We start from the raw sequence: 10,393 nt of genomic DNA, 5'->3' as shown, positions 1-10,393 counted from the left end.
GACAGCGAGAGTGCAAGATAGCAACGTCCGCATTCAGCAACAAATTGAACAAGAGAGAACTGCAACCCGTGTACGGTTAGAAAATGCACGAGAACGTCTTGAAAGCATACGTTATCTGCACAAGCAGGGAGCTGTCAGCGAATTTCGTCTACTGGATGCGGAAGATCTGTATGCGGCGAGATTACAAGAATTTGAGAATGCTAGTCGGGGAGATTTTTTAGACCAGAACTCCCAATTTATTAACCGTGACTTTTTTCTAGAACGTGAGCTTGATTTATCAGCCGCTAAACAACAGCTGGCTAATTTGCGCCAAACCCAATCAGTAACGCTGAAAAGCCTGCAATTAGACGTAGAAAAAGCTGAAGCGATCGTTAATGAGACTGAGGGGCTGTTAGATAAAACCCTACTCTATGCGGTGAGTGACGGCCTGATTAGCAAAGTCAATGTTGATGCCGGAGACTTTTATGAAATTGGAGAAGAAGCCCTGATTACCCTGAGTCAGAATGTTGCCTTCGAAGCATTTGTCGATCAGGTCCGGCTTGACACTATTCGTGTCGGTGATCCGGTCACTGTCCGTTTGGTGGCTTATCCAGGAAAAACATTTAGTGGCAGTGTGGTCCGCATCAATCCAGCCGTTGAGACTGAGGGGTTTCGACTGGGAAAGGTTAGTATCAATCGTCAATATACCTACTCAGTTTGGATCAAGGTGGAAGGGTTACCAATGTCCCCTGGGCTGCAGGGTTTCGCCGCCTTTAATTCATCACAGAGAGCGGTTCAAGTGCCAGAGCGAGCCATCACCCATATTTCTGAGGGCGAAGCCATGGTGATGGTGATTGAAAGTGGGCAGGCAGTTGTGCGTCAGGTAGGGGTGGGGCAGCGGTTTGACAATAGTCGTGAGATTATCTCTGGTCTAGAAATCGGAGAACAGGTGATTCTTGATCCACGGGTGTTACAGCCTGGCGATCGGGTGACTTCCACTACAGCTAAACCGGATGCTGCCAGGTTTCAAGATTTACCATGATTATGTATAGCGTTCAGACACTATATCGCCTGATACAGGGGTTAAACCGTGGACGTCAAACGGGACTGGTCGGACTTCTCATCCTGTTAATCAGTCTCCGCTATAGCTGGTACCACCTGCCTGCTGAGAATTTAGAAACGTTGCACATCAATAGTTGGCCCTCAGGCCAACTGGTTTCGGCTGGAGTGTTATTGGCTGTGGGGCTCGGCTTTGGGTTAATGCCCTGGCACGGAACAAACCCCCTACGATGGGTATTGTGGAGTTCCCTGGGGCTAACATTGTTGTTTCCCTATGGCCTGATGACTTGGTGTCCACAGCAGGCATTTTTAGCTCTGTCCTATTGGCATCAATTGGAACAGGTCAATATCCAGGTAGAAACAAGTTTTGCTGATGTTCACAACCACTGGAAACAGTTTATTTCACTGGCTCAATTCCAACCGCTCCCCACGTTAGCCACGTTTAACATGCCGGATAGTCGGTTTTTTCAGCTTTCCCAATGGGACCACGTTTTACTGGATGGGTTGGGCTATGGCAATGGGTTCTTTGCCTTTATTGGTAAAGGCTGGAGCTTAACAATTGTGGGATTAACCATTCTGTTGTTGGCAGTCTATCTAAAACCTCTCTCCAGGAAACTAGAGGTTAAGAATAAGGATAAGGATAAGCGCCTTCTAAGCAAAGTTGTTGGCATTGTCGCCCCAGAAGTACCAGGAGATGTCAGCTGTGAAAAATGGCTGAGCGAAGTTGACGCCAACGGCATACATGGGACGGTTAAGGATGAAAAAGGACGTCTTGGGATTCTCTACCAGGATCTGCGCACAGGTCTACCGATTGTAGCGCTCATTCTATGCTTACTGCTCTCCCACATGATCGGAGCCAACCTTTGGGATCGGTCTTTGGAGGTGGCCTATGCCCGTGGTAATTATGCAACAGTGATCCAACAAAGTCCCTGGTTGATGCGCGTTTATCCCCCCGTTCAGGGGGACCCCCATGCTTGGATGCGGTATGGCAAAGCTCAACATTATGGTGGCCAAGGAGATGCGGGGCTGACAGCCTTTTATCAGGGGATGGCCTACTATCAGGGGCACGACTTTGCCCAGGCCATACCCTACTTAAGGCAGGCATTACATCTGCATCCACACCTATGGGTGATTCGAGAGCATTTGGCAGCAGCCCTGATTAATCAGGGCATCGTGTACTTCAATGCGCCAACGCTGCCGTTTTCCCCCCACGGTAACAACTACCCCAATTTCTCCAATAGTCCTCTAAATCCCATTGCTCCCAACAGTCAACGTCAGCTCAATAATCGTAAATCTGGCGGTACGAGTGAGTTTTTAGAGCAAGCCTTGATTATATTTCCTGGCCATATTCAAGCCCTATACGATTTGATGATCGTCAAGGCTATTGATCAACAGTTTGAGGCATCGGCTGCGATCGCAACCACCATTCTTAACGAACAAACCTATTTTCAGTCCCCCAATATTGGCCTGATGGGACAGGCCCATGTCCACAAAACCTGGGCAGCCTACCATCGCGGTGATCTGGATGCAGCTTGGGAGTCCTACCGTCGCTCAGTAGATTCTGACGCCTGGGGCGAGGAGACCAAGACCCATGAGTAAGCGCTGGTTAGCCGTTTTGCTACTGTTAGGCTGTCTCTGGGGAAGCCTGGGATTTTCAATCTGGCGGCCATCTACGGGGCCACTCACCCCCGTACACTGGTCCCCCGATGTGCAATGGATTACGTCCCCTGCGCCCAGCCACCGATTTTACACCAGACACACCTTCTATGGTCCTGAGAGTGTTCAGGCCGCCTGGGTACGCATCAGTGCCGACGATGACTTTGTCTTTAACATTAACGGTCGCCAATCGGTCATTCGTGAAAATGGGGCACTGAATAGTCCCAAAGGATTAGCCTATCGTCGTAAGGTGCCGTTGCAGGAGTTTAACGAAACTCTCCCCTACGCTGCGAAAACCGGGCTAAACTACGTGATGGCCAGTTCTCCTGATTGGAAGATTTCAGTGTATTTAGACCTGACCAACTATGTGAGAGCGGGCAAAAATGTCATTGCTATCGAAGTGCAAAAGGGCACTAAATCTCCTCGGATTGCCGTAGAAGGACAGGTTTTACCTGAGAAGGAATTCTCCCCCATCAATCTCTCCACTGGTGCCACACCGTGGAAAATGGCTACGTTAGCTGAAAATCGATCAGCGGTGCGCTGGTTTCATCTGGAATTTGACGATACCGAGTGGCCTCAGGCCTTGGCCCTGGGACCTGTGCATGAGACCACCTACACTCGCCTGAGCCAGCGTTTATTTGACCAACCGGTGCATGGTTCATGGATTACCACATCAGCACCATGGCTCTATCAAACCTGGCAAGTGCCCCACCATGCAACTCGCAGTGTGTTACGCTACGCCGCCATAGGCGAGCCAGCGGTGTTTATTAACGACCGTTTGGTGGATATTCAGTCCTCTACCCAGGGTAAGCAGCTGCGCATGTTTGATGTGACAGCCTACGTCAAACCTGGCAAAAATATTGTGGCCGTCCATTTAAACCAACCGGTGGATGACACCTGGACCCAGGACACTGATGAGGAACCCCCAAGCATTTTTGCCGATGCCTGGGCGGAATCTAATCAGGGGGAAGTGCCCTTAACTCAATCCGGAGGATCGGCCTGGGCCAGAGATATTGGCAATGAGTCCCTGAGCGTTTTTCTCGATGCCTGGGCGGAGTCTGACCAGGGAGAGATTTTATCTGCCGTACATACCGATGGTGATTGGCATGGGGGCGTTTCTCTCCACGAGAAAAACCAATCCTCACTGCTAACAGACACACCCGTTGTCATCGTGCGCCAGGTGATGGGCCAGGAGTTTATTCATCACTTTTTGGGCCATCCATTTTTGCAGTGCATCGGCTGGTATGTGGGGCATCAACTGATGTGGTGGTGGCTGGGCTGTGGGGTCAGTTTTGCCCTGGCTTGGGGAGTGGGGCATCTGTGGTTACGCGGCTCATCTGGTTCTCTGGTAGCCGGGGCTGAGGTACTGCTGCCATCGTTAGTATTGTTGATGGGGATGACCTTACTCAAGCATCGCCATGGTGAGGGAGCCTGGGGCATTTGGTTTGCGCAACCGGGGAGCGATCGCACCTTGTTACTGGGCAGCCTGCTGGTACTGTTGCTCAGCCTCATAAGCAGGGACTGTCCCCGCTGGCAGCGCTATGGAATAACTGTTGGAACCAGTGCCCTTGGACTAGGATTGTTATTTAGCCAATCCATGCCCCCATGGCTAATCTTTATCATCCTGGGGGGACTGGTCATCACCATACGATGGCAGTTACTAAGCCAGCTAGAGGACCTGAGCTCTAAGCTGTTGGCAACCTTAGAAACAGGACCCGCCTGGCAGCGTTCCACAGTTTTAGGCAGCATTGTTTTTATCGGTTTCTGTTTACGTCTGTATCGCCTCACCAAGGAAGACCTCGACTCCGACGAAAACACCTCCTACGATGCCACCCGTGGTATTTTGCGCACGGGCTCTCCCCTAGCCACATCAGGTATTTGGTATACGCGGGGGCCTATATTTCACTACTTACTAGCCCTCTGGCTACGTCTGGTGGGGGACTCTATCTTTAACGCCCGGTTTTTCTCCGTCATGTTTGGTACCGGGGTGCTGGTGCTGGTGTTTTTGATTACGCGGCGCGTCACGGGTCGCGTATGGATAGCCTTGGTGGTGACACTTATACTGGCGTTGAACCCCTGGGAGATTTGGTATTCTCGGTTTATTCGGTTTTACCAAATGGTGCAGTTTACAACCCTGCTGGCCCTGTGGGCCTTTATTCGGGGGTTTATCGACAGGGGTGGGCGATTTTATCAATATGTCTTTTTTATTGCCCTAACAGCCACCTTGCTGATTCAAGAAGTCAGTCTGACCATTACCCCAGGTTTTTTATTGGGTTACCTTTGTTTTGCCCCTCGATTTCGTTGGCAAGCGGACTGGCGGCTATGGTTAAACGCCATCATGGTGATGATCATCTTTGCCTATGACATTATCTTTTTTAAAATTAAGTGCCTCACCCCCTGGACAGCATTGTCTGCCAGTACGTCGTCTTATCTCAAACCCCATTTACTTAACGTGACAGGGTTTTTGGCTTGCTTTTTTGTGGGGCCAAACCGATTGGAGATTCTCTACACAGCATTTTTCCTGGTTGGGGCAATTTATTTTCTTCGTCGGCAAGCGGGTCTGGTTTTATATTTGTTTAGCTTTGTGCTGCTCAATCTGTTGGTATTAACCCTGCTCACCTATCAAATTGCTGAACGCTATGCCTACTCAGTGTATCCCCTATTTATCATGCTGTCGGTGTATAGCGCGATCTCAATTAGCCAAGGTCTGATCCACACCATTAAACAGGGACGATTCCAACACTTTCCGGTCCATGGCCTGGTGAGTCTTTGTTTAGTACTGCTACTTATCAGCAACTTAGAACTCGGGCGCATAGCTCAGAGCTATTCCCAGGCCATTGGTCGCCACAACACCGAAATTTTTGAATATATCCGTGACCATCGTCAGCCAGGAGACGTCATTATTTCCCCCACCCCTTCCTTTGGACCAATCACCATTGGGCCGGTCGATTACTTTCTTATGGGTACCTGGTTTTTTGATGCCACGTACTGGCGTGATGGTCGCCTGCTAGACCGCTGGGGCGGTGGCGTGGTGATTAGTAATTTAGATCAACTGGAGCGCATACTAGAAACATCGCCGCGAGTCTGGATCCATGTCGATGATGCTCGCCAGAGCCGTCTCAGTGCCCAAATGTTGGAATATATCCAAACCACGGGCAAACCCGTATACGACAGCTTTGGTACTAGCTTACGGCTATGGGATCCCGCCGATGGATGGATACCCCATACGCCAGAGCAGGGCAGGGATTTAGGGGCATATTAGGGGGGTAAGACTGATTCTTTTTGTCAAAGAATTGACCTGATCTACTTAAGAAATCAGATCAATTAACTTCCAAATTTTGGAATTTATTGATGGCTTGCTCCTTACCTATGAAACCACTTATCCTTCTTAAAATTACTGTTAGTGTAATTCTTCTCATATTTGTTTTTACACACATTGATTTTACTCAAGCCTGGCAACAGCTCCACACCTTATCATTACCGTTTGTGTTGTTTGCCTTGTTGTTTTATACCGTTCTCCAGTGGCTTAGCTGCTGGCGTTGGCAAATTGTATTGCGTTCCCAGGGCTATAACGTGCCGATGGGGCAGCTCATGTCCAGCTATTTTGTGGGCATGTGGCTAAATATCTTTTTACCCGGCTCCCTGGGGGGAGATGTCTATCGGGTGTATCAGGTGAACCAGGCAACTCAAGATTCTGAAGCGGCCCTGGTGTCGGTATTTTTAGAACGGTTTACGGGGTTAGCGGCCCTGTCCGCCATCGCTGTGATGGGGTTGGCCCCCGCGTTTCAGCTGGTGGGGCGCTGGGACATTATTGCTCTATTTTTAGGGGCGGTGGGAGCCTTGGTAGGGGCGGTACTGCTGATTATGAGCCCCCAGTTGTTACGGTGGGCAGCCCCTTGGTTAAGACGGTTTAGGTTGGCTGCGATCGCAGTCCGGTTTGCTAAAATCCAACACCTATTGTGGCAATTTTCCAAGGACCGCCCAGCGTTAGCATCATCCATTGGCCTATCCCTTATATTGCAGTTAGGCATAGTGGTTTATCACACGATCATTGCTCACCAACTGGGCATTAGCATCTCATTTTTAGCCCTACTCGTATTTATCCCCATCGTCGTCGTCATTACCCTATTGCCCATTTCCCTAGGAGGGTTAGGCCTCAAAGAAGGTTTGTGGGTATATCTGTTTAGTCGGGTAGGTTTGGGGGCAGAAGAGGCCCTGTTACTGTCTTTAACCGTGACCGTATTGGGATGGCTCCTCAGTATCCCTGGTGGGATCATTTTGTTGTTAAATACTTCTGATTGGCAACGAATTAGCAAAGGCCTAAATTTAGGCAAGTAAAGCAAGGGTTTAAGAACAGATTAACCAACCTGTTGTCGTTATCAAAAGTCCGCAAAATTGACCATTTTACTCAAGTAAAAAGATAACAACAGACAGTCTGATTCTATGAAAGCACCGAACTTTAAGGAGATTTATACGCGTTTCATATAGGCAATCTACAGGGTTTCCACAAAAACACCTAGATGTCTTATCCATAGAAGATCTCCATCTCTGTAAAAGTAAGCAAATTAGCCGATTTCGTATCTATTGTTACATCAGTATTCTAAGAATACAAACAGGTGCCTCTCCTATCAATTGTTGGCTTGAAAAGAATCGTCATGTTGAAGCAAATATTAGCCACTGGGTTAGCCATTGGGGTTGCATTTTCCACCGCTAGTGCAGCTCAAGCTGATGCCCAGGTGAAGAGTGGATATGGTCAAACGTTAGAAAACGCTGGGCGCGGTGAGGGATTTAAGTCCCGAGATTTTCAAATTCGCCGTAGCGGTCGTAACTCAACCGTAGGTAACGGTATTGACGAGAGTGTTAGTTGGACGTTTGACTTTAATAAAAATCAAGAATTATTAGATGCATTTTTGGCAGATGGCAGTGACCTTGTCTCCGCTGAACTTATCTTTTTAGATATTGAAGTAACGAACGTTCGAGTTACCACTGATTGGGTGGGTATTCCTGGCATTGGCGGCATGCGATTTGGTTTAGGTTCAGAAGTAGCGCCTACCGATGCCGCTCTGATTAAGGTGCCTTCTGTTGCTAGCATTCCCAAGGTGGGTGAAGCCGGTAGCTTCTCAGTAAGTCTGTTAGATCATGGCTTTACTGTAGATGATGTCATGACAGCTTTCTTTGACGATACTGACCATACGAATACCTGGTACGATCCTAACTCCTGGGCTGGAGAGATGTCAGATTACACCATTGCCAATGAGAAGCATGCCATTCCATTTATTTACATGGATGACGCGATTATTCGTGAGGCCAAGCTTGTTCTACATAAAGAGAATTCCTCCCTCTCTTCCACTGCAACAGCTGTACCTGAACCTACAGCTTTAGTGGGATTAGCAATGGTTGGGCTAGGTTTACTACGGCGTTACCAACAACAGCCAGGTTAGAGAGGGATTGCTACTCTTGCCTGTGTGAAGCCATACTTGGTTGCATTGTATCTTATGCTAATACCTGAGAAGGGTTTGACTGTTGTGTGAAACCATGGTTCGTGTTTAAACAATTGTTGATGGTGCATAACAGATGTTCACGGTTAACGGGCTTACGAATACAGGCATTACAGCCGACAGAAAGAATCTTATCCAGTTGGTTATCTAAAACACTAGCTGTGATTGCAATGATGGGCAAGTTAGGATCCCGCTGTTTGATATGAGCTGTAGCGTCGTAGCCATTCATGACAGGCATTTGGATATCCATCAGGATCAAGTCTGGACGCTGGGACTGCCACTGTTCAATGGCTTGCTGACCGTTTTCAGCTTCATGCACGATAAAGCCAGCATTGCCAAGGATATGTTTGAGTAGTCGTCGATTGGTGGGAGCGTCTTCGACAACTAAAATGTTGTACTGTTGTTGGGGCGGTGTTGAGATTTTTTTTGTAATTGGGGGTGCTTTTTGTGGTGCCTGAATCACCTCTACCGGTAGCTGAATATGGAATGTGGTACCTTGACCAGGGTAACTAAGACATTGGATACTGCCATCCATGAGTTTGAGCAATCCTTGACAAATGGCTAACCCCAAACCCACACCCTGATCACTAGCATCATGCACCGTGGATGAGGCGTCTGTTTGATAGAAGGGACTAAAGATTCGCTGTTGTTCTTGGAGACTAATGCCAGTGCCGGTATCGGAGATTTCTAGGCCTAAATTAAAAACATCGTCTGAAGGGATGGCATAGGCTTTTAAGACTACTTGGCCAGTATCCGTGTACTTGATGGCGTTATCGAGCAAATTGAGAATGATTTGACGTAGTTTGCCAGCATCAATATGTAGGTAGCGAGGGATGTTAGGGTCGCAATCTACCCTGAGTTGGAGGCCACGCTTTTTGGCCTTAAGTCGTACCATATTGCCAAGCCCGTAAAGCACACTAATGATATCCACATCATCAGTGTGCAGTTGGGCATGACCAATTTCTAGCTGGGTGAATTCTAGAATATTATTAATTAAATCCAGTAAATGAGCGCTACTGGTGTCAATAATCTCTAATGATTCGCTGTGGTCCTTCGAAAGCGTCTGATCTTGGCTGATCAGCTGAGTAAAGCCCAAAATTGCATTCAAAGGAGTCCGCAGTTCATGGCTAACTTTTGCTAAGAAAAGACTCTTAGCACGGTTCGCAATTTCAGCCGTTTCCTTGGCTTCTTTGAGTTCAATCGTACGTTGCTGGATACGCTCTTCAAGATTGTCATAGGCTCTTTGCAATGCCTGTTCTGCCTGATGACGCCTGAGTTCAGCCGCAGAACGAGCCGCAAATACCCGCAGAAAGGACTTGGCCAGTTCCAGCTCCTCTAACAAACCGTTATGGAGAATAAATAAAATACCAATCGCGTTACCGTCTCCATCCAATAGGGGGGCTCCCAGGTAGGTAGTCGCCGTTAGCTTACCCATGGGATGATCTGGCGGTAATTCAAGATCAGAACAGTAGTGCAACTTTGCTGTTTCAAGCACCTGAACACAGGGTGTTTGAGCAGCTGAGATCAGGCTATCAATGGGGTGTTGATCATAATGCCACATACCTAGAATGTTCAATGCTAAAGCATCAGATTCACACCTTTCAGCCACAATCACACTGTCCACATTGAGAATCATGGCCAGACTAATCACCAGGGTGGAAAAATATTCTGTTCCTGTGGCTAAGGATGTACAGGTAACTAAGCTTTGAAAAGCTACTTGAGCATTGCGACGGTGATGAATCTCAGATTGGAGCTTTTGATTGACTTCTGCGAGTTCTAATGGGCTGGTGAGAGTTAAAAATTTGGGCAGTAGCGTTAGTAACTCAAAAGCTGTGTATACAGAAACTAAAGCTGTGCACGCACGCACAAAGCCAGTAACCCAATAAATCGGATACCACAGGGTCACAATATCTAATAAATGACCCATTCCACACAGACTAATAAACGCGCTAAATAACAAAAAGACTTGATTAGATGGATATATATTTTCCCAGCGATGTTTATAAGCAAAACAGAAGAGTGTTAACGGAATCGAGGCATAGGCCAGGGCAATGATCCCATTGCTAACAACATGGAGCCCAACTAACGATGGCTGCCATAAATAACAATGTCCGTGAGGTATATAGTGGCTGGAATATACCATTTCCCAAAAATGAGTATTCATTCCTTGCTTTATCCTGTGCAAGCTTTAGCATGCCCAT

6 protein-coding genes are annotated in these 10,393 nt (G+C 47.9%); 5 read left to right on the top strand and 1 reads right to left on the bottom strand.

Annotated elements, in window-relative coordinates; all coding sequences use genetic code 11:
- The 5 genes from DXZ20_RS08665 to DXZ20_RS08645 form a co-directional block, all read left to right on the top strand.
- Window positions 1-1,021: efflux RND transporter periplasmic adaptor subunit (locus DXZ20_RS08665; protein WP_250565684.1), on the top strand; the 1,021-nt coding region annotated here is incomplete at its 5' end.
- On the top strand, window positions 1,018-2,637 hold the full coding sequence (locus tag DXZ20_RS08660) for a tetratricopeptide repeat protein (RefSeq protein ID WP_250565683.1): 1,620 nt from the start codon (window positions 1,018-1,020) through the stop codon (window positions 2,635-2,637). The genes DXZ20_RS08665 and DXZ20_RS08660, both read left to right, overlap by 4 nt.
- Entirely contained in the window at window positions 2,630-5,956 is a 3,327-nt protein-coding gene (locus DXZ20_RS08655) for an ArnT family glycosyltransferase (protein WP_163697650.1), read from the top strand. Before DXZ20_RS08660 ends, DXZ20_RS08655 begins: the two co-directional genes overlap by 8 nt.
- A gap of 107 nt (window positions 5,957-6,063) precedes the next feature.
- On the top strand, window positions 6,064-7,032 hold the full coding sequence (locus DXZ20_RS08650; protein ID WP_250565682.1) for a lysylphosphatidylglycerol synthase transmembrane domain-containing protein: 969 nt from the start codon (window positions 6,064-6,066) through the stop codon (window positions 7,030-7,032).
- Window positions 7,033-7,349: 317 nt separating this feature from the next.
- On the top strand, window positions 7,350-8,135 hold the full coding sequence (locus DXZ20_RS08645) for a PEP-CTERM sorting domain-containing protein (RefSeq protein WP_163668685.1): 786 nt from the start codon (window positions 7,350-7,352) through the stop codon (window positions 8,133-8,135).
- Between the two features lie 52 nt (window positions 8,136-8,187).
- Here the strand turns inward: DXZ20_RS08645 and DXZ20_RS08640 are convergent, their stop codons facing one another.
- Window positions 8,188-10,356: a response regulator gene (locus tag DXZ20_RS08640; protein WP_163697645.1), complete on the bottom strand. Its 2,169-nt coding sequence runs from the start codon at window positions 10,354-10,356 to the stop codon at window positions 8,188-8,190.
- Window positions 10,357-10,393: the final 37 nt, after the last annotated feature.

The sequence above is a fragment of the Adonisia turfae CCMR0081 genome, from assembly GCF_011009555.1.
GTDB classification, from domain to species: domain Bacteria; phylum Cyanobacteriota; class Cyanobacteriia; order Phormidesmidales; family Phormidesmidaceae; genus Leptothoe; species Leptothoe turfae.
This window is presented reverse-complemented; position numbering and strand designations above follow the sequence as displayed.

What these genes read in the sequence shown, in the direction of transcription:
- DXZ20_RS08655 (WP_163697650.1), top strand. Translation starts at nt 2,630, where the DNA reads ATGAGTAAGCGCTGGTTAGCCGTTTTGCTACTGTTAGGCTGTCTCTGG.
- DXZ20_RS08650 (WP_250565682.1), top strand. Translation starts at nt 6,064, where the DNA reads ATGAAACCACTTATCCTTCTTAAAATTACTGTTAGTGTAATTCTTCTC.
- DXZ20_RS08640 (WP_163697645.1), bottom strand. Translation starts at nt 10,356, where the DNA reads ATGAATACTCATTTTTGGGAAATGGTATATTCCAGCCACTATATACCT.
- DXZ20_RS08660 (WP_250565683.1), top strand. Translation starts at nt 1,018, where the DNA reads ATGATTATGTATAGCGTTCAGACACTATATCGCCTGATACAGGGGTTA.
- DXZ20_RS08645 (WP_163668685.1), top strand. Translation starts at nt 7,350, where the DNA reads ATGTTGAAGCAAATATTAGCCACTGGGTTAGCCATTGGGGTTGCATTT.